This is a genomic window from Rhodococcus erythropolis NBRC 15567 (genome assembly GCF_001552595.1).
GTDB classification, from domain to species: domain Bacteria; phylum Actinomycetota; class Actinomycetes; order Mycobacteriales; family Mycobacteriaceae; genus Rhodococcus_F; species Rhodococcus_F erythropolis.
In genome coordinates, this window is record NZ_BCRM01000008.1 from 208,538 (window position 1) to 233,478 (window position 24,941).

Here is a 24,941-nt window from a genome sequence, read left to right on the forward strand (position 1 = left end):
CAGGAAAGAGAACGACCAATGTCCAGTGAAGCTGACATCGTTGTGGATGGAGAGAACGCAGACGTGAGCACCGAGACCACTGCGCCGGTTACCGATGTGGATGTAGACATCGACGATTCCGATGACGATTTGATCGAAGAGGGCGAGATCGCCGGCGACTACCTCGAGCAGTTGCTCGACGTGCTCGATTTCGACGGAGACATCGACCTTGACGTCGAGGGCGATCGGGCGATCGTCAGCATCGACGGCGGCGACGACCTGACCAAGCTTGTGGGACGCAAGGGTGAGGTTCTGGATGCTCTCCAGGAGCTGACTCGTCTGGCTGTTCAGCAGTCGACCGGAGAGCGCAGCCGCTTGATGCTCGACATCGCCGGGTGGCGTGCAGGCCGGCGCGAGGCACTCAGTGCTCTCGGTGCGGAAGCTGCACAGCGTGTTCTCGAGACCGGCGAACGCGAAGAGCTTGCTCCGATGACGCCGTTCGAACGCAAGATCGTGCACGACGCCGTCGCCAAGGTCGCCGGTGTTTCCAGCGAGAGCGAAGGCGCTGAACCGTCTCGCCGAGTCGTTGTCCTCAAGGACTGACACTCCCCCTGATCGAATGCGGGCCCCGGATTTTCCGGGGCCCGCTTTTGTGTCCGAGAGGTGTTTCACGTGAAACCGAATCCGGCAGCACGGTGAAGGTCAGGTGCCTATCGTTGTCGACATGTCCAACGAGCGCTCCGGATTCCCTCTCGGATTGATGACCCTTGGGGCCTTGATAGGGATGCTCGTGTGCGGCCTGAGCTATTGGCCCGTGGTCTTCGAACTACAGCAGAAAATGGAAGTCCAGTCCTTTCCGCCGGGCGGTCTGAAGTATTGGCTCTGCTGGTTGTTGCCGCTGGGAGTAGTCGCCGTCGTATTCATTCCACTTGCACTGGCATGGCGATCCGGGAGACCGGTCATGCTCAGCTTCGCGATTGCCTTCTTGTTCGTCGGGGGTGCACTGTGCATGTTCGGATATTCGATCGACAACATGCCGTACTACATGTGAGCCCCTCCCCTCCCCCAGGAGGAATAGTCGGCCTTCGTTTCACGTGAAACCGGATCGATGGTTGTTGCCCCGAGCCCTCGAACTCCGCCCCAGATTGCCGCCACAATGGATCACCGACCTGATGTCGTCAGGCCTGCTGGCAAGGTCGTCACCTTCGGCGCTGGCATCCGATGACCGACAACCCGCCAGCCCTCACTTCGACGGCCCCCGGATTGGGGCGTCATCAACAACGATCAACAAGGAATTAGCATCCACACATGCACGTCGACATCGAAGGCGCCACCCGGATCGCCCGCCTCGCCGCAGAATTCGACTGGACCTGGGCCGTCGACGACCTCGAACCCTTCTGCGCACAAGCTGGATGGGAACTCGTCGAACTCAGGCAAGGTGGCGGCTCGATACGAACGAACCTTCATGTCTGCCGGCCGAAGGCGAACATGTTCAGGCGGAACCGTTCGATGCACTACATCTCAATCTTCGTCTCGGACCTGGCAGATCTAGGTATTCCCAAGGCAGAAGTTCGCCCGTTGCTGGTCGAGGGGTTCACGAACCTCGATGTGGCATTTACCGCACTCCTGGGGACAGCCACGAGCGCCGAACCCGGACCTGAGGCAACTATCCGGTGGGATCTGCCGAAAGCGGTCATCACACTGCACCGGGGTTTCAGTGCAATCCACCTCGCTCTGAAGAGTCCGAAGTATCAGGCATGGATGGATGAGCCCGAACCGGAGGACGAGGACTAGCGATCGAGGTCGGCGAGATCGCATCCGGTGTGGGAACAGGTTTGCGCACTCCTCACACGAATCGGACCACTCACATCGAATGGGCTTCGTCGCCACGCAAAGTCGATGATGCAGGCTTCGGGGTGAGATCGGCGGCGACTACTTTGCCAAGCAAACCGGAATCGACCTCATCTTCACGGGCTCCGGTTCATAGACTGCGGACCGCGTCGGGGTAATCACGGGACCGCATTGAGTTCGGTTGACTCGCGGGGTGTGCGCGATCGGCGTCGCGCCCACACCTGCTGCTGGTGTCGGCACGAGAGCGGGTCCGGGCTGTTTGAGGTGGAATGGCTTGGCGGTGCCCGGATCGAACTCGTGAGCGGTGATCTTGTTGGTTCCGGGTTCGGTATGCACCAACAGGTAGTCGTAGTCCTTGCCGTCCAACAACTCCTGCACCAAGCGCGGATCTTAATCGCGCACAGCGTGCAGCGCTTTCGAGTCCAGGCGCAGGAATTCATCCTGCGCATCGGGCAGGTCCCCTGCTCGACTTTGATCTTCCCGCCGACACCGGTATCCACATCGAAGGCGAACTCGCCATGCGCATCCTGTGATGCGAAGCTCCTTGGATTCGCGGTTTGTGATGCCAAGTCTCCGGTGTCCCGCAACAGGAGTGTCAAGCCGCCGGATGTATGGCTCGCAACAACCGGCGGTGAGATAACGATGCTGTCCGGGACTTGGACTCGAAGCTCATCCGCGTCGAACAACAGATTGCGTCAGACCGACCGAGTCCGTTCGGCTGTCCGACGGCAGCAATTCTCTACAACCACTTTTCGTAAAAAATTGCCCATTTTGGGCCCGAATTCCATCCATGTAACTACCTACGGCAGTTTCGTCACTGTGATGATATTGATAATCGACCTCCTATCTGCGTTCGATCGCCCGGCTATGTTTCACGTGAAACGGGTCAGAACTCGGAGAATTATCAGCGCAATGTTTCACGTGGAACGTGAACCCCTCCCCTCCCCCACTTGAATTTTGGGCGGAATACTTCCCAAAGAATGAACGAGTCGGCAGACTCACAGCGAGTCGGTGTGCAGAAGCGAACACATGTCGGCTTCGGAGCGGATAATGATTTCGGTCTTGATTGTTGATTTCGCGGTTTACGCGGGAGGATGTTTCACGTGGAACAGAATGGTGCGGCGTCGGTTGACTGGGACGAACAAGAGACTGCGCGCGCAGTGTTCGGTGACAGATATGAGATCGCGGAACGGTACTACCAATCCCTGGCAACGGATGGTGTCGAGCGCGGGCTGATTGGTCCCCGTGAGGTTCCCCGACTGTGGGAGCGTCACCTTCTCAATTGCGCAGTGATCGGTGAACTGATCGCCGAAGGTGAGTCGGTTGTGGACGTAGGAAGCGGTGCCGGCCTACCCGGAATCCCTCTCGCGATCGCCCGCCCGGACTTGAAGGTGACTCTCGTCGAACCGTTGCTTCGACGCTCTGTGTACCTCGCGGAGTTCATCGAGTCCAACGGATTGGACGTATTGGTTGTCCGAGGCCGAGCCGAGGAATCGGGTGTTGTGAAGGAAGCGGGCGGTGCGGACGTGGTCACTTCGCGGGCCGTGGCGCCTCTGGAGAAGCTCGCACGTTGGTCCCTCCCACTCATTCACGAGCACGGCCGGATGTTGGCACTCAAAGGTTCGAGCGCCGCCGAGGAGATCGAGCGGGACCGTACGGCGCTCACCAAATTGGGCGCAGGTAAGTTGGAAATACTCGAATGTGGAGCCAAGATTCTCCGCACCCCCACCGTGGTGGTGAAGGCCGAACGTCTCCCGAAGCGTCGCCAGCGTTGATGATTTACACGCATGCAATCGAGAGCAATGTACAGATGATGAGAGCACCTAGTGATCGATTCCCAATCGAAGGAGCAGTCAATGTCGGGTCGATCTGAATCCGCCGTTTCACGTGAAACACCGAAGCAGCACACGGGCGCGGGTGCGGATCAGATCGTCAACGACGACGACGACAATTTCACCGCCCCCTACGCGGCGATCTCCTCGGAGGAGACTCCCATCGGGGCGGCCGCACATCGAGCGAGCCAGGTGCTTCACCCCCATTCGGTGACGCTGCCGAAGCCGGCGTTCCGCCGCGTGATCACCATCGCGAACCAGAAGGGCGGCGTCGGGAAGACGACGACCACGGTGAACCTTGCGTCGGCGCTCGCCCTTCAAGGGCTCACTGTCCTCGTGGTCGATTTGGACCCTCAGGGCAACGCCAGCACGGCTCTGGGCGTCGTCCATACCTCGGGCACCCCCTCCAGTTACGAGTTGCTCATAGGCGAAGTGAAGGCCCCGGAGGCGATCCAGACCAGCCCGCACAGTGAGCGACTTCTCTGCATCCCGGCAACGATCGATTTGGCGGGCGCCGAGATCGAATTGGTCTCCATGGTTGCCCGCGAGAATCGACTCAAAGGCGCGCTCAACGACAAGGTGCTCGCAGAGCTCGACGTCGACTTCGTCCTCATCGACTGCCCGCCCTCGCTGGGGCTGCTGACCGTCAACGCGATGGTTGCTGCCAAGGAAGTCCTGATCCCGATCCAGTGCGAGTACTACGCCCTCGAGGGGGTCGGTCAGTTGCTCCGCAACATCGAACTCGTCCAGGCTCATCTGAACCCGGATCTGCATGTCTCCACGGTCCTTCTGACGATGTACGACGGGCGCACCAAGCTGGCCGACCAGGTCGCCGAAGAAGTACGCAAGCACTTCGGCGAGGCCGTACTGCGCGCTGTGATTCCCCGCAGTGTGAAGGTTTCCGAGGCTCCCGGATACGGAATGACAGTTCTCGATTACGACCCCGGTTCACGCGGCGCCATGAGTTACCTCGACGCCGGACGCGAACTTGCCGCCCGCTCTGCCACCACGACGACCCAGGAGCAGTGAGATGAGTCAAGCACGCAAAGGTGGATTGGGCCGCGGCTTGGCTGCTCTCATCCCCACTGGGCCGGCCACGGCACCGGGTTTGGGATCGGCTGCAGCGGACGTCGTAATCGGCGTCGACAAGCGCAACCCCTCCCCTCCCCCACCGACGAAGGCAGCTCCGAAAACGCCGAAAGCCACCAAGGCGACGGCTGCGAAGGCTCCGGTGGAAGCTGAGCCGGAGACCGAACTCGAGCCGACCGGCGCGGTCTATCTCGAGATCGAACCGAGCCTGATCGAGACGAACCCGAAGCAGCCTCGCAGCGTTTTCGACGAGGAAGCGCTCGCGGAGTTGGTTCACTCGATCCGCGAATTCGGCTTGATGCAGCCGATCGTGGTCCGTCGTCACGGTGACAAGTACCAACTTGTCATGGGTGAGCGTCGCTGGCGCGCGAGCCAGGAAGCCGGGCTGGAGAAGATTCCGGCGATCATTCGTGAAACCGATGACGACTCGATGTTGCGCGACGCACTCCTTGAGAACATCCATCGAGTGCAGTTGAACCCCCTCGAGGAGGCAGCGGCGTATCAGCAGTTGCTCGAGGAGTTCGAAGTAACCCACGAAGAATTGGCCAATCGGATCGGACGTTCGCGTCCCGTCGTGACCAACATGATTCGTCTGCTGAAGCTGCCGGTGGCGGTTCAGCGCCGCGTTGCGGCTGGAGTACTTTCGGCCGGCCATGCTCGCGCACTGCTGTCCCTCGAGGCGGGTGCCGACGCTCAGGAAGTCATGGCGGCACGCATCGTCGCCGAAGGAATGTCGGTTCGCGCGACGGAGGAAGCCGTCACTCTTGCCAACCGGGCGGACAACGAGATCGCTCCCCCGCAGAAGCGCAAGCCCATCGTGATGCCGGGTCTGCAGGATGTGGCCGAGCGGTTGTCGGACTCGTTCGACACCCGGGTGACTGTCAGTCTGGGCAAGCGGAAGGGAAAGATTGTGGTCGAATTCGGCTCGGTCGACGACCTACAACGCATCGTCGGAATGATGGAAGCGCAGAAATCGACGTAGTGAACTCGGATGCCCGTTTGGTGACGTAATTACGATGACCGGGCACACCACCTATTTTCGTCACTGTGACGAATTTAGGTGGTCCGAGCTTCTCGAAATCTTGAACCGGGACGAAAGATGTTGAACAGCAATACATTAGAGCGATCAACTCTCGCGCCACTGCCGACTCGGTACAGCTGGCCTATCCTGGAGAAGAAAAAAGCGGCGGGCGAACATCAAAACCGCTTCGGGGACCTACGGAGAGTGAGTTAGTCAGTGTCGACTCACGTCATCACCTCTCTCACGCTCGACAGCCTGGATCAGCTTTCTGCCCATGCGCGTCGATGCGTGTTCTGGGAGATGGACCCGGGCGCGCTTCACGACGCCCGAGGATTCTGCGATCAGGAATTCGAGAAGGAAGCCTGGCTGTCGATGGTCATGCTCGAGTGGGGTTCGTGCGGACAGGTCGCCGTCCGCGACGGAAAGCCGCTTGGAAGTGCGTTGTACGCCCCTCCCCGCATGATCCCGCGCGCGCAACTGTTTCCGACCAGCCCGGTCAGCTCGGACGCAGTGCTTCTGACAAGCCTTCGCCTCGAGCCCTCGGGCATAGAGGAAGAACTAGGGCCAAGCCTGCTGGCCGCTGTCGTGACAGATCTGGTTCGACGCGGAGTTCGTGCGCTCGAGGCATTCGGTATCCGTAGCGACGACTTGGGACCTGCTTCCGACGTGGCCAGCGCAACGGCCGCTCTGGAATGTTCACCCGCAGAATGCATGATCAGTGCCGAGTTCCTCGAGGATTACGGTTTCGAGGTCGTGGCACCGCACCATCGCTATCCGCGGCTTCGTCTCGAACTCAATCGAGATCACGAATGGAAAGTCGACGTCGAAGAAGCCCTCGACCGTCTACTGAAGGCCGCAGCTCTCGAAATGGTGGAGATCAGCGAGCTCGCCAGAGTGTGAGCAGGTGCCGACCGCAGGACCTACGAAATGCGGTCGGCTACCGAAAGTTCTTCAGCGAGAAGCTCGGCGAAGGTGAAGGTGCCGGTCGGCTGATCGTCTTGACCCAGCAGGTACAGCCGCTTGACGGAGATCAAGATGGCTTCGGCAATGGTGTCCCGCATCCGCGGATTCGTCAGTACCGCAACGTCGGACGCGTTGGACAGGTAGCCGAGATCGATCTGCACTGTCGGCATGTTGGTGAGGCGCAACAACTCCCACGTCCGACCGTGAGTTCTGCAGTCCCGCAACGGAGTTCGCGCAACGATCTCGCGCTGAACGAAACCGGTCAACACCTGCCCGATCATCGAGACCGAACCGTGCGAATTTCCGAAGTGGAAGCTCGCGACGCCGTTTGCCGACGGGCTCGAGTTGCTGTCGCAACGCAGGGAGATCATCAGATCCGCGTCGAACGCATTGGATGTCAGTGCGCGCTCGGCCTCGGTGGGATCGGCGTTGTGCGGGCGGGAGAGGAAAGTTTCCATCCCGGTTGCAGCCATCCGCCCCTCGAGGCGCATGGCCAAATCCCAGAGGATGTCAGCTTCGGAGATGCCGTTGACGATGTTGCCCGTCGACGGCCCGCCGAGGCCGGGATCGATGACGATGCGCTTACCGCCAAGCTGCGGGCCCTTGCGGCGCACCAGTTCCTCTTCGCTGATCGCATGTGGGGAACCACCGGTGACGCGGGTTCCCAGAAGTTCCAGCGAACGGAGTGTCTGCGGTCCGCAGATACCGTCGGCAGCGATCCCGATTTCACGCTGGAAAGACGAGAGAGATTCGTGGGTTTGCGGACCGAAGAAACCGTCGACCCGCCCGGCGTAGAAGCCCAGATCTTGCAGTTTTGCCTGCAGCGCTGCGACGTCGTCGCCGTACAGCGGCGCAGACAACTGGTAGATCAACGTACGGGCACCCAGGCGGTACGAGGCCTCACGAAGTGACCGATAGGTTGCCGGGCCCACAATGCCGTCGACAAGAAGCCCACGCTGCTGCTGGAAGGCACGAACGGCGCTGTCGAGTTGATGATCGAAGATGGCGTCGGGTGCAACCCAGTGGGCACCGTCGGCGCTTTCACGTCGAATGCCGGAAGTTCCGTGATGGAGGTATCCCAGCTTCGTCAATGTGCCCCGAATCTCGGCGACGGCCGGGCCGTGATCGCCGTGTCGGAGTCTGTGCATGCGTGAAAGCCTCTCGGATCGGTTAACGAATTCGATCGATGTGCCTGGTCGTAGACCCGATCAGGCACATCGATCGATTATCTCAGAAATTCTGTGGATTGCGAGAATCCACGATGCTCACCCAGCCGTCAGAGAACGTCTGCGAGGTCCTTGAGCAGCGCGGCCTTGCCCTTGGCGCCGACGATCGTCTTGATCGGCTTGCCGTCCTTGAACAGGATCATCGTCGGGATCGACATGACCTGGAAATCGCGCGCGGCCGCGGGGTTGGCATCGATGTCGAGCTTGGCGACGGTCAGCTTCTCGCTGTTCTCGCCGGCGATCTCCTCGAGGACCGGGGCGACCATCTTGCACGGGCCGCACCAGGTTGCCCAGAAATCGACCAGAACGGGCTTGTCGCTGCCCAGGACGTCCTGCTTGAAGGAATCGTCGGTGATGGTGACGGTATTCGACACTGTTACTCCTCGAGGGTTGGGTACGACAGCTTGGTGAATCAGGGAGCGCCGACGACGTCGACCGTGTGGCCGGCTGCGTCGAGCGTGTTGGCGGTGATGTCGCCGCGGTCGGCCAGCCAGCGTTCGGCGTCGATTGCTGCGGAGCATCCGGTGCCGGCAGCGGTGATCGCCTGACGGTACGTGTGATCGACCAGGTCACCGGCAGCGAAGACGCCGTCGACGGAGGTCGCGGTGGAACCGGGAGCGACGCGCACGTATCCGGCGTCGTCGAGATCGACCTGGCCCTTGACGAGTTCACTGCGCGGGTCGTGGCCGATGGCGACGAACATGCCGGTGATCTCGAGTGTGGAAGTTTCACCGGTGACGGTGTCGCGCACGACGAGGCCGGTGACGCTGTTCTCACCGAGCACCTCGACGGGCTCTGCGTTGGTCAGGAAGCGGATCTTCTCGTTGGCCTTGGCGCGCTCGAGCATGATCCGTGAGGCGCGGAACTCCTCGCGGCGGTGCACCAGGGTGACCGAGCGAGCGAAGCGGGTGAGGAAGGTTGCTTCTTCCATCGCGGAGTCGCCGCCGCCGACCACGACGATGTCCTGGTCACGGAAGAAGAAGCCGTCGCATGTGGCGCAGGCGCTGACGCCGCGGCCGAGGAGGCGTTCTTCACCGGGAATGCCCAGGTAGCGGGCTGCTGCGCCCATGGCGAGGATGATCGCGTGCGCGGCGTAGGTTTCGCCGTTCGCGACGACCGTCTTGATCGGGCCGCTGAGATCGATCTCCTCGACGTCCTCGGTGCGGATGTCGGTGTCGAAGCGCAGTGCCTGCTCGCGCATCTGTTCCATCAGATCGGGGCCCATGATTCCTTCGCGGAATCCGGGGAAGTTCTCGACCTCGGTGGTGGTCATGAGGGCGCCACCGAACTGGGTTCCCTCGAAGAGCAGGGGCTGGAGCTCAGCGCGCGCGGTGTAGACACCAGCGGTGTAGCCGGCCGGTCCGGAACCGACAATGATGACGTCATGGACCGCGGGCGTGTTTTCCAGCTGGGTGGTCATGCGAGCCTTCCAATAGTGAGTGCAGACCCTCCGCTTCTTGGAGAGCCGTACCGATCAACACCAGGATAAGGGGTGTTGTTCCCGCACTCCGCTGGAAAGTGGCTCACAGCCGGCAGCTCACAGCGCGGGACTCACTGGGCGGGGCGCGGTGCCTCCCGAACCACCAGCGCGTCCCGAACCACACAGCGCGTGCCGGTGTAGATGGTGGGCATGCACTTGTTGCAGTGGATACACAGACCCTCGTCGACGCTCTCGGCCTGAAATTTGTTGATCAGTTGTGGGTCCCTGAGCAGTGCGCGCGCCATGGCGACGAACTCGAATCCTTCATCCAGTGCGTGCTCGATGGTGTCGACGCGGTTGATGCCGCCGAGCAGGATCAGTGGCATCCTCAGCGCCTGTCGGAACTGACGGGCGAAGGGCAGGAAGAAACCCTCCTCGAACGGGTACGTCGGAAAGAGTTTGGGACCGTAGAACTTCAGCCCGTACCCGACGAGTTTGGGTTGGGAGGCGACAAACTCAGCCAGTGGGACCTCGCCGCGGAAGAAGTACATTCCGTTGAGAAGTGAACTGCCACCGGTCAATTGCATCGCGTCCAGGTGGCCGTCGGCTTCGAGGATCTGGGCGATCGGCAGGCTCTGGTCGAGCCACAGACCTTTCGGCACCCCATCGGACATGTTGAATTTCGCGGTGACCGCCACGCTGGATCCAGCGGCCACTCGCACCGCTTCGATGACTCGACGCGGATACTCGGCGCGCTTGGCGACGCTGCCACCGTATCGGTCGTGGCGCTTGTTCAGATTGGGGCTCATGAACGAGCTGAGTAGATAGTTGTGACCGAGATGGACCTCGATGGCGTCGAATCCTGCGTCCACTGCGACGCGGGCGGTCCGTTCGAAGTCGGAGACGACACCGTCGAGTTCGGCGAGTGTCGCGCCTTTGACGAGGCCCATCGCGGGCGGACTCAGCCGGGTCGACGGCGCCAGGGTCTTCGTCTTGTTGGAAAGCGTGTTGGCAACCAGTCCCGCGTGGCCGATCTGCGCCGCGGCAAGCGCGCCTTCTGAGTGGACGGCGTCGGTCAGTCTGCGTAGTCCCGGCAGCGCGCGCTCGTCCATGACAAGGGTGTCGCGGTGGACTCGTCCACCTGGTGAGACCGCGCAGTAGGCGACGGTGGTCATCGCGGCCCCGCCCCGAGCCACTTCGGCGTGGAAGTTGATCAGATCGTCCGAGACCTCTCCCCGGGGCATGACGCCCTCGAACGTTGCAGCTTTGACGATGCGGTTGCGCAAGGTCAGAGGGCCGAGACGTGCGGGTTCGAATATCGACGGTGTGGGCGCTGTGGTCATTTTCAACTTCCTGCGACGGCCTGATCTTTACGATGCCAGTGGACTCGTAACTACGACGATATAGCGCCTACTCCCAATCTGTCCGACAATTCGACACGATGAACGCCACAGGATCAGGTCGCCCACGAGACCCACGCATCGACGACACAGTCCTCGAGGTCACCCGAGCGATGCTCCTCGAGGTCGGATGGGAGCAACTCAGCCTCCGGGCGATCGCGGCACGGGCAGGGGTCAGCCGAGCCTCGATGTCACGACGATGGCCGTCGAAGGCACATCTAGTTCTCGGATCGATCCTGGGTGCAACACCTGACCTGACACCGTTCGAGGGCACCGATCGCGACGGCTGGATCCGATGGGTGGTGGAGGGAAGTGCTCAGCTCTTCTCGCGGCCCGAGGTTCGTGCTGCGTCGCCGGGACTGCTGGCTGCGCTGCGCGACCATGACGACCTACGCAACGAATTGTGGCGCGGTTTCAGTGGGCCGAGCACGCAACTCTTCCTTCAGAATGCCGAAGATCCCGAATCGGCACTGCTCGATGCCAAGGCCGTGCTGGTATTGGCGGCCGGGGCAGCGATGTTTTCGAGTCTGATAGCGGTCGAGGACGATACGGATGCATTGCGTGGGAGGATTCTCGAGCTCCTGCTACCCGCGGCAACACCGCGCTGACCGTCGACGTCAGCCGATGTTCTTGACCGACAACGTATTCGGATTCCCGTCGCTGCAGTTGATCCCAACGGTGAGTGCAGTGATCTGACGCGGCTGCGATCCCGCGAAGAGTAGGACTATCGCCGGTGCACCGTCGATGCGAACCTCACCCGAGCCGAGCACCGGCCTGCCCTCGTCGATGCCATTGGCGCTCAGGCAGCCGGCAAGCTTGGACGGATCATCCAGCGGTCCAAGGTTTTTGGATCCGATGAGTGAAAGCAGAGACGCCGAATCCGGATCGTCGACAGCAGATGTCACCGGTATGCTTGGTTGAGCAACAACGCTTTCGGCAGGTTCGGAATCTCGGGTTCCGACCACAACGATCACGAAGGCCACCAACACGGCTGCTGCGGCACCGAGCAGCCACGCTTGTGGGCGTCGCCGGAACGGCACGACGGTTGTCTCTGCTGACAGCTCGTCCTGACCGGACTGTAAATCCAGTGCCGAATTGATTCGCTCGGCAAGCGAATTCGGAATCCGTTCGTGAGAGGCCTCGCGCGAGTTCAGTGTCGCGAGTGATGCTGTGACGCTGTCGAGAGTAGTGACAAATGCCTGGGCGTCGGCGTCTGCGTGTACCAGCGGCCACAGAGCTGCGCTGGTTTCGGGATCGAGAACCCCGGCGTGAAGATCCGCCAAGAGGTCCTCCGAAAACGGAGGCGACGGAACGCGAACAGACGGATCTGTCATGAACCCTCCCTCGGCAGTCGGTGTGGACGCTTACAAGATAGGACGCGGCCGGTTCACGAATGGTTCCCGCCTTCGCGAAAGTCCTCCAACTGGGCGGCGAGGCGCTTGCGCGCGCGGGCGCAGCGACTCTTCACGGTCCCTACGGGCACGCCCAACCTCTCGGCGGCCTCGGCCACCGGATACCCCTCGACATCGACGGCGACGACGGCAGCGCGCTGCTCAGGGGGCAGCGATGCCAGCGCTTGTTCGACGGTCAGGCTCATGTCCACTCCCGCCGCGTAATCGCGGTGATCACGGGGTTCCTCCGCATTCTCGGAAGACAGAGAGAACGCGGCCCGCGATTTGTTGCGTCGGATCCGGTCAAGGCAGGCATTGACCACGATGGTGTGGAGCCAACTACGCACCGCCGCATCGCCGCGGAACTTCGCCGCCTTGCGGTGCGCGGAGAGCAGACCCTCCTGGAGTGCGTCTGCCGCGTCCTCGTCCGAGTAACTCGTACGCCGGGCAACGTGCCACAGATGATCCTGATGCCGGACCAGTAGTTCACGGAACGCGTGTCGATCGCCCGCGACATGAGCGGTCAACAATTCGAAATCCGTCGGCTCGAGATTCTTGTTCTCGAAACTTCTGGATTCGAAATTTCCGGCTCCGCCCCCGGTGCCCCCCCGATAACTGTGCACGGGCGGATATTAGCCCAGTCGGTAGGTTTCAGAAGGGCCAAGGGCGATCACTTTGCGGCAGTGAATGCAATCTCCGAGATGGATGTCTGGTTTTGTCCGGATTCGGTGCTGAGCTGCGTAATCCAAACCAGGACATACTGACCCGAGCCGTCCGACGAGAGCGGAATGTCGGTCACACCGTTCTTCAGTACACCGGATCCGATTTCCTTGGTCTGATCCAGCGAAGTGTTCGCAGAAGGGGCAGAACGGATTTCAACGACGGTTCCGGGCGAATCGGACGTGATCGCAATGTTTTTCAGGTTGGCCGCATCGGCGAGCGTCACCATCAGGCCGACGCCGTTCTTCAGGGACGGGAAGGGCTGGAAGTACGAGTCCGACGACCATGCGGTGGCCGGATTGCCGTCGATGGCGTTCTTCGCCGTTGCCGGCTGATCCGGCGTGCCCTGGGGCGAGAACACCGTTACGGCCGAGGCGGCTACCGGCACGGTTGCGGCCGCCGGTGCGGGGGCAGGTGAATTGTTCTCGGGCGCAGTAGCTTCGGTGGTCAAGCCGAAACTCTGCTCGCTGAGCGGGGTGTCGTTACTGCCGCCCGAGAGGAAGCTCGCTACCCACACCACAAGGAGAATCAGGACGATCACGGTGAAGACACCGAGCGCCGTCAGTGCCGCGAGCATCCGCGTCGACTTCTTCTTCTCGGCCTCGATGGCTTCGGGGTCGTTCAGTGCGTGACCCGACGCTCCCTGTTCGCGGTGGCCGAGACGAAGTGCCGGAATCATTTCCGTCTTGTCGTTGACGACGGACGCCTGATCGAGGATGTGCTGCACGGTGGCAGCAGTGCGGATTCCACTCTCCGACTGCAACGCTCGAACTGCCACGGCCGAGATGTCGAACGGAACCTCCGGACGGACGACCCGAGGTTCGACGATGTTGCCGTCGGCGCCGCGGCCGGCGGGAAGCAAACCACCGACGGGACCGGCGGACGGATCGGCGAGCGGCCAGCGCGCCGTGATGAGCGAGTACAGCATGGCGCCGAGACCGCGGACGTCGCTGGTGGAATCGGCGTCGGCAAGCGTCGCCGGGAACGCCAGTACGGCGTCACCGTTGATGCTGATGCGAACGCGGTCCGGGTGATCGATGGACAGCGCGCCGCCGGTGCGGTGAGCAGCTTCGGCAGCGGCCGCGAGGGCGCGGATGGCGCGGGCTGCACCGATCGGTGACGGCGTGGTCTCGGCCATCTCACGCAGCGAGCGACCGGGAGTCCATTCGGCGACGACGATGCCGCCCGAACTTCCGCGGACGACGTCGAGGACGCGAGCCAGACCAGGCGAGTTGATTCGTCCCAGGCGCAGTGTGCGCGAGAGAACCGCCTGCGGTCCGGACTGGCTGTCGTCGTCACCGCGCTGATCGGCGTCGACGAACGTCAGGGCTACTTCACGGTCGAGCTTGACGTCGAGAGCTTCCCAGAACTGCAGTCCGCGGGTTCCGCCGTGCGGCGCGAGCAGACGGTAGCGTCCGCCGGCGACAGATGCGCCCGGGATGAGCTTGGGTCCACGGGGCATCGGTCGCTGGGCCGGTAGTGATACGGATCCGGCGGCAGGTGTGCGAGGCGCAGCGGGCGGCGGTGTCTGAGCTGCAGCCGTCTTCTGAGGTTCGGGTGCCTTCTTGTCCGAAGCAGGCGTCTTCGGCGCGGGTGTCTTCGACACAGGTGCTGAAGGTGTCTTCGACACAGGAGCCGAAGGTGTCTTCGACACACTGACCGGAGGCACCGGCGGTGCGGCCTTCTGCACCGGCGGCTGTGGCTTCTGGCCCTGCTGTGGCTTCTGGACCGGCCGCTGCGCGGGCTGCTGTGGCCTCTGACCCTGCTGTGGCTTCTGGCCGGCAGATGCGGAGGAACTCGTGGATGCAGGTGTGCCCGACGATGCCGTTGACTTCTGTTCGGACGCTTTCACGGCAGAAGTCCCGGCACTCTTGTTGCCGGAAACGTTGTCGTCGCTCACCCTCGCTCCTTCTCCATCGATAGCCCGTCCCCGAATACGCGCGGGTTGCGATCCTGTACGCCCATGACCAGGGTACGGGAGCGCACCCGGTCGTTCTTGCTCGTTTGATTCCGTTCTGATTGCAGGAATCAGCTCGGTGACGTCGTCGTCGGTGTTGTTACGTGTGTCCGGTTCGGCGCGACCTGTCAGTGAACGAATCTTGCGGGAGACCGCAACCGTTACCGACAGAACTTCCGGAACCTTCTTGAAGTAGAGAATCGTGAAGGTGATCGCGAGCATCAGGATGCCGCCGACGGCGACGCGAACCATCGAGCCGGGTCCGCCGAAACGCTCGGTGAGTTGATCGAATCCGAGGACGCGGTCGACCGCGAGCATGGTCAGCGAACCGGCCAGCGAGGCGAGTACGACGGACCAGACTGTCTTGCCCACGTTGGCCATCTGCAGGTTTCCGAGGCTGCGGTGCAGGAGGTATCCGCCGATGACGGCGCCGGTGATGTATCCGAGACCGTTGGCCGCACCGAGCAGGATCACGACCTGATCGCTGTTGGAGGCGAAGACCGGAGCGAGCGCCGAGAATGCAATTTTCACTGCAGTGATGCCGAGAACGATCCACGTCGGCGTCCAGGCTTGTTCGCGGGCGTAGAACACACGAAGTTGGATCAGGACCAGCGCGTACGGAATCAACGTGAATGCCGACCAGCTCACGGCAGTACCGAGACGTTCGGCCTGTTCGGGTCCGAAGCGGCCGTAACCGTAGAGCGCTTCACCGACCTGCGGACCCATGAAGGTCAGGAACATGATGATCGGAACCAGCGTGATCATGGTCAGACGTGTCGCGACCGACAGATCGTCCACGACGGCCGGGGTGTCGTCGGCCGCAGCGTTGCGGCTCAGGCGCGGCATGATCGCGGTCAGAACCGTCACTCCGAGCACGCCGTACGGGAGCTGCAGGAGCAACCAGGCCTGGCTGTAGATGGCAGGGCCGGCTTCGTCGGCATGTGAGGAAATCTTGGTCGCGAAGATCATGCCCATCTGGCTGATCAGGACGTACAAGACGATGGCGACGGCCATGCCGCCGAACTGGCGCAGGCGATCGTCGAGACCCCACAGCGGCTTGAGCGAGATCTTCTCGCGGCGAAGCGCGGGGATCAGGCTGGCTGCCTGCACGATGACGCCGATGGTGATGCCGATGCCGAGGGTGAGCAGCTTGGCGTCGCCCATCGAGACCGGATCAAGCGAGATCTCGCCCGGAGTCAGGCGGTAGACCACGAGCACCACGAGGACGACGACGTTGTTGAGTACAGGAGCCCAGGCTCCGGGCTTGAAGATCTGCCTGGTGTTCAGAAACGCTGTGAACAGTGCCGACAGCCCGTAGAACAGGATCGCCGGCAGAAGTAGATACGACAGCGCCGTGGTCAGGTCGGTGCTGACCTTGCCGTCTTCGGACAGGAAGACGTATTTGGTGAGTACGGGTGCTGCCAGGGTCGCGAGTAGCGCGGCCATGCCCAGTAGGACGAGCGACGCCGTGAAGAGGCGTCGGACAAATGCTTCGCCGTGATCGGCGTCCTCCCGCTCGGCGCGGACCAGCACTGGGACGACGATCGCGGTCAGAACGGCGCCCAAGACGAGCTCCGCGATCATGTTCGGGATCTGGCTGGCCACGGTGAACGAACTGGCGATGGCCGGGCCGAGGACCATCAGGATCATCAACTGCTTGGCGAATCCCGTGATGCGGCTCGTCAGCGTCGCGATCGCGATGGAACCCGTCGCCGCGAGGAGGCGGGAGTTCGTCTCCTTACGATCACCGACCAGGGCGTGCGCGTCGGTATCGAACTCGTCCGACTTTGTCGCCTGCCGATCGGCGAATTCCATCTCGGCTTCGCGATATCTGGGATAGTCGCGGATCACCGGGATGGTCATGGTGGGTGCGTCGTCGAAACGTGCGTCGGGGTTGACCGGCTGAATCGGGTAGCCGCGCTCCCACGGTGGCATCCGAGGATGCGAACGGGTCGTGGCACTCTTGCGGGTGATCGCCGAGCGGCGACCCTCCTCGGGTGGATTCCCGGTCATGAGCGTTCGTACCCTTCATCTGCTGGGTCCGGCTGACCCTTGAATCGATGCCACAGCCGTCGCCCTGCCAGGAACAGCAGCAACCCTCCCGCTGTCGCCGTCACGGCGGCCAGGGGACGACCGTACGCATTCGACCGTACGGTCACGCTGGTCGGCGTACCCAATTGGCGGCCATCTGTCGTGGTCAGCGAGAAGTTGACTTCCAGCTTGCGAGAATCGTTCATTTCGGCAGGCACAGTCAACTGTCGGCTACCTCGCGGCGGCAGCTGTTTGGGACCGATGTCACTGATCTGCATCTCGGGAGGGGCTTCCACACGCAGGTCGACGTTGATGGCGATGGGCAGCTCGTTGCGCGCCACCAGCAGGAGTGGGCTCTGCCCCGACGCGAGGGTGTAGACGCCGCCCGGAGACACCACGCTGACGGCCCGGTACATCCCGTCGACGGCTTCGGTGACGTTGTCGGCGCGGATGGTCGCAGCGCGCTCCGCCCGATTGACCGATGCGGAGTCGACGTTGCGGCGATCCGCCAAGGTCATCGAGCGAAGTAGATCTTCGCGGAGCGGTGCCGTGAATCCTCGGGGGGTGAGCGAAGCCGCCGGATCGTCCACGAGCGATGCTTCGAGCCCGTCGATACGCGGAAGTTGGGTGGTTGCGGTCTCGACGACGGACGTCTGCGGACCGTCCTGGGTGGCTCGGTCCGGGTAGTCGAGCGTGGCGGCGTCAGTGGCCCCCGGTTGTCTGCCGAGTAGTGCGGGCAGGGCCTGAGGTGAGGCGAGACCGGAGCGAATGAGGGTCGCGAGCATCGAGAGCACGGCGGTGGCGTCGTTGCTGTCCGCGGTCCACAGCTGCGGCGGCGCGAAGATCTGATTGCGCGGCAGCGACGTCGGCGTCAGCGCGGCCCAGGCCATCGCTCCCAGCGCGTCCTGGCGCCGGGCGCTGCGCGATTCGATGTCGATGGTCGGCGCGGTGTCGTCGGGAATGTACGACGGGACCTGCGGCTCCGAGCCGGTGGCGGCCAAGGCTGCGGCCGCCGAAGTGTCGAACGCAAGGGCGTCGAGTGAGCCGGTTATCCGCGACGACAGTTGCGGGGCTGCCGAGTCGACGGAGGTGTCAGCCACCATCGCTGTGGTGGGATTCACGCTCAGCACCTCTGCGGTGGCCGAGTCGAGGACACCCGAATCCGGCCAGACGAAATCCCGCAGTGACGTCACGCCGAGGATGTTGTCGACGATGTCTGCCGGGCGTGCGAGCGCGGTAGCCGTCAACTCCGGATTGGCCACCGAGGTGACTGCGGCGAGATCGGCCTGGGCGAACGGAACCGCCGTAGTGCACATCGAGGACGCGAGGGTCTTCACCCGGCCGAGCCATTGGTTGGCGGCGTCGCTGCCACGGCCTTCGTGCGACGGTCCGGTGGGATCTGACGAGTTGTCGGCCACGAGGTATCCGCGAGTCATGTTCTCGACGGTGATCAGAAGGTCAGGGTCGATTGCCAGGCAGAGCGCATCCGTGACGCGGCGATCGGTATCGCTCTCGGGCTTGGTGGCGTTCTCCACCGCATCGACCAACGCGTCCAGGCGCCCGCCGTCGGAAAGTTCGGTGGCAAGTTCGTCGTCGATCAGGCGCACTGGTTCGTTGACCGCGCCCGGGATTCCGCCGACGAGTCGTGGCGCGTCGGCCAGCGGCCACATGAGCGTGACGCCGATCGGGGCGGACGTGTCGGGGGGAACGACGGCCGTCGCCGACGAACTGGGTGTTCCGGATGTCGCGTTCGATTCGGCCGCGGCCGGCACACCGAGCACTGGGAGCAGGAAGCGTGCGTCGTCGAGTCGGGCGGCCCCGCCGTATTCCGGGGTGCCGTTCACGTTGACGAGCATCGGGTAGACGCCCGGTTCGGTGATGTCGAGAGACAACCCGGTTGTGCTCCGGAGCGGCAAGGTGAGTGTGAACTGCTTGGACTGGCCGGTGTCGAGGGTGGTGGCAACGGTGTCGAATTCGCCGACCGTGTCGAAAACAGCCTGGTCGAAATCGAGTGCTGCGCGCACGTCGGAACTGGAGTCGATCGCGGGAGCGCGTTGCAGCCTCACTCCGACGTCCTCGACGGGACGGTCACCGACGTTCTTCACCGTGCCCTTGACCACGACGTTGCGGTCGCTGGTTGTCGTCACGGTGGTCGGTGCGGTGGAGTCGATGGTCAGCTGCAGAAATTTGGCATCGTTGGTGTTTCGCGCCGGTGCACGCTCACTGGGCTGGCTGGACGGAGCGGCCCAGGAGACGGCCGTCGTCGCGGGCCCGAAACCGACAGCGGCCATCACCAAAGCGGCCACACCGGCCCGCCGCAGAGCCATTCTCATCCGGCGTCCGGTTCCTTCGGGTGCTGTACTCGCGGGATTTCAGGTCGGTGCATTTCAGGTCGCGGCATTTCAGCGATCATCTGCGATGCAAGTTCGGCCAGCTTGCGCTCGTCGGCGTATGCGAGTCGCTTGTGCAGTTCCGTCAGCGGCACCCAGGCGACTTCGGTGACCTCGATGTCCTCGTCGGAGAGTTCACCGCCGAGAAAGCGGAGGAGATAGTGGTGCACGGTCTTGTGGACGCGTCGACCTTCGGTCACGAACCAGTAGTCGATGCTGCCCAGCGGTGCCAGGACGGTTCCCTGGATACCGGTTTCTTCTTCGACCTCACGCATTGCGGTCTGTTCGGCCGTCTCACCTTGCTCGATATGGCCCTTGGGTAGCGACCAGAGCAGGCGTCCGCGGCGGTCGGTTCGGCCGATCAGTGCAGCGCAGAGGCGTTCGGGAGGTCCGCCCCAGCCGTCGACGACCAAGCCGCCCGCAGAAGTTTCACGGACGGTTCGCATCAAAGGTTTATCGGGGTTGCCGACGGCAGGTCGACGCCGCGGGTTGCGGCGACTCCTGTTTGTTCGTTCGGCACCAGACACCTCATCGATACTAGTTGGCCTTGCAGCGTTGCCCGGTAACCCGCGCAAAGCGGTCTATCGCGTTCGTATGCGCGTTCTGCTATTTGCGCACCTTAAGTAAGCTCCTTTCACGTGACTGTCCCTACCTCCGATGCTGATCGCCGCCTACGACTGCTTGCCGACGCCACTGCAACGCTCGGCACGTTGTCCGACGTGTTGAACCCGCTCGGTGAGCGTTTCGCCGAGGCCGGTCACGAGCTGTTCCTGGTGGGTGGCAGTGTTCGCGACGCGATCCTCGGCCGCTTCAGTGGCGATCTGGACTTCACGACGGACGCCAGGCCGGAGAAGGTTCAGGCTCTGCTCAAGGGCTGGGTGGACAAGCAGTGGGACACCGGCATCGAGTTCGGGACCATCAGCGCCATCAAGCACGGCCAGGAGATCGAGATCACGACCTTCCGGGCCGACGCTTACGACCGTGTCTCGCGTAATCCGATAGTCGAGTACGGAACGACGTTGGCCGACGATCTGGTGCGCCGCGATTTCACCGTCAACGCGATGGCGATGAAGATCGGCGCGGACGGTTCCTACACGTTTGTCGATCCGCTGAACGGCATGGACGCCCTGCTGGCCGGGGAACTCGATACGCCGTCGGCGCCGGAGAACTCGTTCAACGACGATCCGCTGCGGATGCTGCGCGCAGCCAGGTTCGTCTCGCAGCTTGGTTTCACGTTGAACAATCGCGTTTTCGAGGCCATCAAAGAGATGGCGTCGCAGATCGAGCGGATCACCGCCGAGCGTGTGCAGGTGGAGCTGAACAAAATGATGCTGGGCATGTACCCGGTGGACGGCATCAACATGATGGTCGACTCCGGACTGGCTGCATACGTGCTGCCCGAGGTTCCGCAGATGAAGCTCGAGATCGACGAGCATCACCAACACAAGGACGTCTACCAGCACTCCCTCACCGTGCTCCAGCAGGCGATCGATCTCGAAGAAGGCGATCCCGACCTCGTATTGCGTTGGGCTGCACTGCTTCACGACATCGGCAAGCCGGACACCAAGCGTAACGAGCCAGGCGGTGGCGTCAGCTTCCACCACCACGAGGTGGTTGGCGCCAAGCTGGTGCGCAAGCGCATGCGTGCCTTGAAATTCTCGAAGCAGATGGTCGACGACGTTTCGCAGCTCGTGTTCCTGCACTTGCGTTTTCACGGCTACGGCAAGGGGCAGTGGACCGACTCCGCGGTGCGGCGGTACGTCACCGACGCGGGCGAGCTGCTCCCCCGGCTGCACAAGCTCGTCCGGGCCGACTGCACCACGCGTAACAAGCGCCGCGCCGCGCAGTTGCAGGCCACATACGACGACATCGAAGAGCGGATTGCGCGCATCGCGGAGCAGGAAGACCTCGCTCGCGTGCGTCCGGACCTCGACGGCAACGCCATCATGGAACTGCTCAACATCCCGGCCGGCCCGCAGGTGGGCAAGGCATGGACGTTCCTCAAGGAACTACGTCTGGATCGCGGCCCGCTCGAGCGTGACGAGGCCGAAGCTGAACTGCTGAAATGGTGGGCTACCCAGCAGGGCTAGTTTCTCGTTTCTTGCGGTTGATCAGCACCGCTGACAATCCGGCGGCATAGACACCCGCGCCGGCAAGGGCCAGGCCGACGCTCTTGCCGTCGGGTGCGATCACCGTCGACGCTGCCGCGATCGCACCGATGAACGCGACGTTGAACACGGTGTCCTGCAAGGCGAATACCTGGCCACGACGGTCGTCGTCGATGTCGATCTGCATGGCCGCGTCGCCGCTGAGTTTCACGGACTGCCCGGCGATGCCGAGCAGGAAGGCGGCGATCAGCAGCGATCCCTGCGTCAGGGTGGTTACGAAGACGAGCTGGACGGCCACCGCGCACACCAGGGCGTACGTGATCGTCCGTGAGCGACCGATCCGCGGGATGAGGAACGGTGTGATCAATGCCGCGATCAGCATTCCGATGGCCGTTGCACCGACGGCGACGCCGAATCCGGCCATCCCTCCAGGTAATTGGGAGCCGTTCGAGGTGTCGCGTAGGACCAGCACCATGATGAGGGTGTTGATGCCGAAGCAGATGCGGTGCGCTCCGATCCCGATCATTGTCGTGGTGACGCCAGGCGCCTCCCAGACAGCGGTTGCCCCGGTGCGCAGTCCGGCCGTTACCGAACGGACGGCGCTGGCACGAATCACTTCGTCGGCCACTGGACCAAGTGAGCGGGCGGTGAACCTGGCCGCGGCGAGGGCTGCGATCACCGATCCCAGTGCTGCGATGGCCACGGCGGCGCCTGACGCTCGATCCCCCGCGCCGATCACGCCGATGATCGCCACCGCTGCCGAAGCACCAAGAGCGGCTACCACCGAACCAGCCGTTGTGAGAACGGAATTGGTTGCCACCAGCCACGATTGTCGAACGACCTTCGGCAGGGCTGCGGATACGCCTGCCCCGACAAAGCGGCTGACCCCGATCGCAGCAAGCGCACACGTCAACAACAGAGTGTCACCGCCGCCGGCGACCAGCAGCACCGCGGTGGTCAGGATGAAGAGCCCGCGGAGCACGCTCGCCCACAGGAGCACCAGGCGGCGGTCCCAACGATCCAGCAGAGCGCCGGCAAAGGGGCCGATCACCGAATAGGGAAGGAGCAGTACGGCAAAGCCGGCCGCTATCGCCACCGGATCGGTTTCACGTTCCGGGTTGAAGAGGATTGCGCCGCCGAGCGCGGCCTGGAACATTCCGTCGCCGAACTGGCTGGAAAAGCGGACGAGCGCCAGCCTTCCCAGGCCGGGTGATTCACGCAGGGTGTGCAGTACGCGCTGCCAGGCCTCGCGGCGGTTCGAGGCTCGGTTCATAAGCGGAAACTGTAGTGGGTGGGTCAGGCGCCGATCTTGACGGTGGCCCGCTCGAGGATCGGCGCGATGTCGATCCCCCTCGGCAGGGTCCCGAACACGCTCCCCCAGCTATCTCCGAGCCGACTCGCGCAGAATGCGTCCGCCACCGCGGGGTGCCCGTAGCGGAGCAGCAGCGAGGCTTGCAGTGCGAGTGCCATGTCACCGACGATCTTTCGCGCCCGGTATTCGATGTCGTCGAAATCGCCGAATGCCGCCTCGAGATCCCGCACTTCCTGATCGAAGCGGGCGTCCACGCCACTCGCTTGTTTCAGTTCGTCGAAGAACACCTGCAGCGTTTCGGGTTGCTTCGCCATCGCCCGCAGAGTGTCGAGAGCCGCGACGTTGCCCGACCCTTCCCACACCGAGAGCAGCGGAGCCTCGCGATAGAGGCGCGGCATCCGGGATTCCTCCACGTATCCGTTTCCGCCCAGACACTCGAGTGCCTCGGCAGCGTGGATCGGTCCGCGCTTGCAGACGAAGTACTTGCTCACGGCCAATGAAATGCGTCGTAGTGCGCTCGCGTGGGCATCGCCCGACGTTGCGCGGTCGGTCAGCGCGGCCAGCCACATCGCGACGGTAGTCGACGCTTCCGATTCCACAGCCAGATCTGCGAGAACATTGCGCATCAAAGGTTGGTCGATCAGGTTGGCGCCGAACGCACTTCGATGATTCGCATGGTGAACTGCCTGCAGCGTGCCGACGCGCATGCCAGTGGCCGTTCCGATCGTGCAGTCCAACCTGGTCATGTTGACCATCTCGATGATGGTGCGCACGCCCCGGCCTTCCTCGCCCACCATCCACGCGAGAGCGTCGCGGTACTCGACCTCGCTGCTCGCGTTGGAATGATTTCCCAACTTGTCCTTCAGACGCTGCAGGTACATGTTGTTGAGCGAGCCGTCCGGCAGGACCCGAGGAAGGAAGAAGCACGACAGACCGCCCGGCGCCTGGGCGAGGACGAGGAACACGTCCGACATCGGTGCGGAGGTGAACCACTTGTGGCCTGTCAGGAGATAGCTACCGTCGGATTGTGGCACTGCCCTTGTGGTTCCGGCACGCACGTCCGAACCGCCCTGTTTTTCCGTCATCGACATTCCGGCGATCAATCCGGGTTTGGTGAGGGGAGCTTTCAGCGCCGAATCGTAGTGGCGGGTGGTCAGGAGGGGTTCGTACTGAGCGGCAAGATCCGCGTTGTGCCGCAGCGCTGGGATCACGGCGTACGTCATGGAGATGGGGCAGCCGTGGCCGGCGTCGGTTTGACCCCACACGGCCATCTTCGCGGCGCGGACGAGGTGTGCGTGTGGATTCGGGTCAACCCACGGAGCGCCGTGCAGTCCCAATTCCACTGCGGTGCTCATGAGTTGGTGATAGGCAGGGTCGTAGCGGACCTCGTCGATGCGGTTGCCGTAGCGGTCGTGGGTTCTCAGGACAGGTGGGTGCTCCTCGGCCAGGTCGCCCCACTCCTGAGCTTGCGCGCTGCCGGCGCGGACCCCGACGCGATGAACCTCTTCGGCTGCGTCCGAAGCTCCCTCGCGGTGTAGTGCCTCGAGGATCGGCGCGTATTCGGCTGCGTCGTAATCGATCAGGGGCGGTACCTGATTGGTGACTTCATGCGTGGGTGTCATCGAAACTCCCTAACGATCGAAGGGTGAAGGCGAGGATGGCATCGATCGCAGCGGGATCCATGGTGCCGCCGCGCAACGGAAGGATCAGGGCCTCGCCGATTGCCCCGACGATGCACGCTGCCGTCAGAGTGGCGTCCTGCGAAGGTATCTCACCGGTGTCGACTGCCGAGCGAATTGCGGTGGCCAGGCAATCGCGGAACGATTCGCGAAACATGAGTCGCTGTTCGTCGACGAGTGGATCCACCGGCTCCACCAGCAGTGCATAGGCGAGAACCGGTGCACACATGGCACGTTCGGCGAAGGTGCGAACCGACGCCGATACCGCGGAGCGGTGGTTGCCTTCCAGACTTCGGGCATTGTCTCCGGCGTCCCGGGCCGCGGATACCTCACGGCTGCAGACTGATTGGAACACCTCGGCGAACAATTCACCCTTGCCGTCGAAATGTCGATACAGCGTCCCGGTGGCGACGCCGGCGTTCTTGGCCACCGCGGCGATGGAACACCCCGCATAACCGTGGGTTGCCACTGCCGTCGTGGCCGCGTCGAGCAGTCGGGCGCGTTGGGCGTCCAGTCTTTCTTGTACTGCCGGAGTGCGGCGATAGGCCATGTGAAGAAGTGAACACCCGTTC

General features: G+C 63.0%; 22 protein-coding genes. 9 read left to right on the forward strand and 13 right to left on the reverse strand.

All coding sequences use genetic code 11. The annotated features are described in order from the left end of the window. The first annotated feature begins 18 nt into the window (after positions 1–18). The 3 genes from RE4_RS13845 (at position 19) to RE4_RS13855 (ending at position 1,773) form a co-directional block, all read left to right on the forward strand. The gene (locus RE4_RS13845) at positions 19–582 is read left to right on the forward strand and encodes a Jag family protein (RefSeq protein ID WP_003942504.1); all 564 of its coding nucleotides are present in this window, start codon (positions 19–21) and stop codon (positions 580–582) included. Positions 583–703: 121 nt separating this feature from the next. After that, positions 704–1,030: a hypothetical protein gene (locus RE4_RS13850; RefSeq protein ID WP_020971491.1), complete on the forward strand. Its 327-nt coding sequence runs from the start codon at positions 704–706 to the stop codon at positions 1,028–1,030. Between the two features lie 257 nt (positions 1,031–1,287). After that, positions 1,288–1,773: a DUF6301 family protein gene (locus tag RE4_RS13855; RefSeq protein ID WP_060938752.1), complete on the forward strand. Its 486-nt coding sequence runs from the start codon at positions 1,288–1,290 to the stop codon at positions 1,771–1,773. Between the two features lie 138 nt (positions 1,774–1,911). Here the strand turns inward: RE4_RS13855 and RE4_RS13860 are convergent, their stop codons facing one another. Continuing rightward, positions 1,912–2,211: a hypothetical protein gene (locus RE4_RS13860; protein WP_097386589.1), complete on the reverse strand. Its 300-nt coding sequence runs from the start codon at positions 2,209–2,211 to the stop codon at positions 1,912–1,914. 713 nt (positions 2,212–2,924) lie between these two features. Here RE4_RS13860 and rsmG point away from each other — a divergent pair. From rsmG to RE4_RS13880, 4 genes are all read left to right on the forward strand, one after another. Next, complete coding sequence (gene rsmG / locus RE4_RS13865) at positions 2,925–3,605, forward strand: 16S rRNA (guanine(527)-N(7))-methyltransferase RsmG (protein WP_019746204.1); 681 nt, start codon at positions 2,925–2,927, stop codon at positions 3,603–3,605. 81 nt (positions 3,606–3,686) lie between these two features. Beyond that, on the forward strand, positions 3,687–4,691 hold the full coding sequence (locus RE4_RS13870; protein ID WP_020909862.1) for a ParA family protein: 1,005 nt from the start codon (positions 3,687–3,689) through the stop codon (positions 4,689–4,691). A gap of 1 nt (position 4,692) precedes the next feature. After that, positions 4,693–5,733, forward strand: a complete 1,041-nt coding sequence (locus tag RE4_RS13875) for a ParB/RepB/Spo0J family partition protein (RefSeq protein WP_019746202.1) — start codon at positions 4,693–4,695, stop codon at positions 5,731–5,733. Positions 5,734–5,988: 255 nt separating this feature from the next. Then, on the forward strand, positions 5,989–6,672 hold the full coding sequence (locus tag RE4_RS13880; RefSeq protein WP_007729135.1) for a hypothetical protein: 684 nt from the start codon (positions 5,989–5,991) through the stop codon (positions 6,670–6,672). Between the two features lie 20 nt (positions 6,673–6,692). Here the strand turns inward: RE4_RS13880 and RE4_RS13885 are convergent, their stop codons facing one another. The 4 genes from RE4_RS13885 to nox form a co-directional block, all read right to left on the reverse strand. After that, on the reverse strand, positions 6,693–7,883 hold the full coding sequence (locus RE4_RS13885; RefSeq protein WP_020909860.1) for an N-acetylmuramoyl-L-alanine amidase: 1,191 nt from the start codon (positions 7,881–7,883) through the stop codon (positions 6,693–6,695). Positions 7,884–8,011: 128 nt separating this feature from the next. Next, on the reverse strand, positions 8,012–8,335 hold the full coding sequence (trxA, locus tag RE4_RS13890; RefSeq protein ID WP_003942530.1) for a thioredoxin: 324 nt from the start codon (positions 8,333–8,335) through the stop codon (positions 8,012–8,014). 38 nt (positions 8,336–8,373) lie between these two features. After that, positions 8,374–9,381, reverse strand: a complete 1,008-nt coding sequence (gene trxB, locus RE4_RS13895) for a thioredoxin-disulfide reductase (protein WP_003942521.1) — start codon at positions 9,379–9,381, stop codon at positions 8,374–8,376. A 131-nt stretch (positions 9,382–9,512) separates the two neighbouring features. After that, positions 9,513–10,724, reverse strand: coding sequence for a 4,4'-dithiodibutanoate disulfide reductase (gene nox / locus RE4_RS13900; RefSeq protein ID WP_060938754.1), 1,212 nt, complete (start codon positions 10,722–10,724; stop codon positions 9,513–9,515). Positions 10,725–10,822: 98 nt separating this feature from the next. Here nox and RE4_RS13905 point away from each other — a divergent pair, with 98 nt between their 5' ends. Further along, positions 10,823–11,389 (forward strand): helix-turn-helix domain-containing protein, encoded by a 567-nt coding sequence (locus tag RE4_RS13905; protein ID WP_020909857.1) that lies wholly within the window; start codon positions 10,823–10,825, stop codon positions 11,387–11,389. Positions 11,390–11,398: 9 nt separating this feature from the next. On the opposite strand, the gene RE4_RS13910 is transcribed toward RE4_RS13905, so the two are convergent. Genes RE4_RS13910 through RE4_RS13930 form a run of 5 tightly spaced genes read right to left on the reverse strand, consistent with a single transcriptional unit; the run spans position 11,399 to position 19,797 of the window. Next, on the reverse strand, positions 11,399–12,115 hold the full coding sequence (locus RE4_RS13910) for an RsmA family anti-sigma factor (protein WP_060938755.1): 717 nt from the start codon (positions 12,113–12,115) through the stop codon (positions 11,399–11,401). Between the two features lie 53 nt (positions 12,116–12,168). Next, positions 12,169–12,795 (reverse strand): RNA polymerase sigma factor SigM, encoded by a 627-nt coding sequence (gene sigM / locus RE4_RS13915; RefSeq protein ID WP_019746195.1) that lies wholly within the window; start codon positions 12,793–12,795, stop codon positions 12,169–12,171. A 47-nt stretch (positions 12,796–12,842) separates the two neighbouring features. Beyond that, positions 12,843–16,862, reverse strand: a complete 4,020-nt coding sequence (locus RE4_RS13920; protein WP_060938756.1) for a lipid II flippase MurJ — start codon at positions 16,860–16,862, stop codon at positions 12,843–12,845. Then, the gene (locus RE4_RS13925; RefSeq protein ID WP_020909854.1) at positions 16,859–19,213 is read right to left on the reverse strand and encodes a DUF6049 family protein; all 2,355 of its coding nucleotides are present in this window, start codon (positions 19,211–19,213) and stop codon (positions 16,859–16,861) included. Before RE4_RS13925 ends, RE4_RS13920 begins: the two co-directional genes overlap by 4 nt. Next, complete coding sequence (locus RE4_RS13930; protein ID WP_019746192.1) at positions 19,210–19,797, reverse strand: NUDIX hydrolase; 588 nt, start codon at positions 19,795–19,797, stop codon at positions 19,210–19,212. The genes RE4_RS13925 and RE4_RS13930 overlap by 4 nt, the downstream gene beginning before the upstream one ends. Before the next feature lie 111 nt (positions 19,798–19,908). Between RE4_RS13930 and RE4_RS13935 the strand changes: the two genes are divergently transcribed. Beyond that, entirely contained in the window at positions 19,909–21,360 is a 1,452-nt protein-coding gene (locus tag RE4_RS13935) for a CCA tRNA nucleotidyltransferase (protein ID WP_019746191.1), read from the forward strand. Here RE4_RS13935 and RE4_RS13940 read toward each other — a convergent pair. Genes RE4_RS13940 through RE4_RS13950 form a run of 3 tightly spaced genes read right to left on the reverse strand, consistent with a single transcriptional unit; the run spans position 21,344 to position 24,919 of the window. Beyond that, entirely contained in the window at positions 21,344–22,651 is a 1,308-nt protein-coding gene (locus RE4_RS13940) for an MFS transporter (RefSeq protein WP_060938757.1), read from the reverse strand. The two genes, RE4_RS13935 and RE4_RS13940, sit on opposite strands and share 17 nt — an antisense overlap. 23 nt (positions 22,652–22,674) lie before the next feature. Further along, entirely contained in the window at positions 22,675–24,312 is a 1,638-nt protein-coding gene (locus tag RE4_RS13945) for an acyl-CoA dehydrogenase family protein (protein ID WP_060938758.1), read from the reverse strand. Then, entirely contained in the window at positions 24,296–24,919 is a 624-nt protein-coding gene (locus tag RE4_RS13950) for a TetR/AcrR family transcriptional regulator (RefSeq protein ID WP_060938789.1), read from the reverse strand. The genes RE4_RS13945 and RE4_RS13950 overlap by 17 nt, the downstream gene beginning before the upstream one ends. Positions 24,920–24,941: the final 22 nt, after the last annotated feature.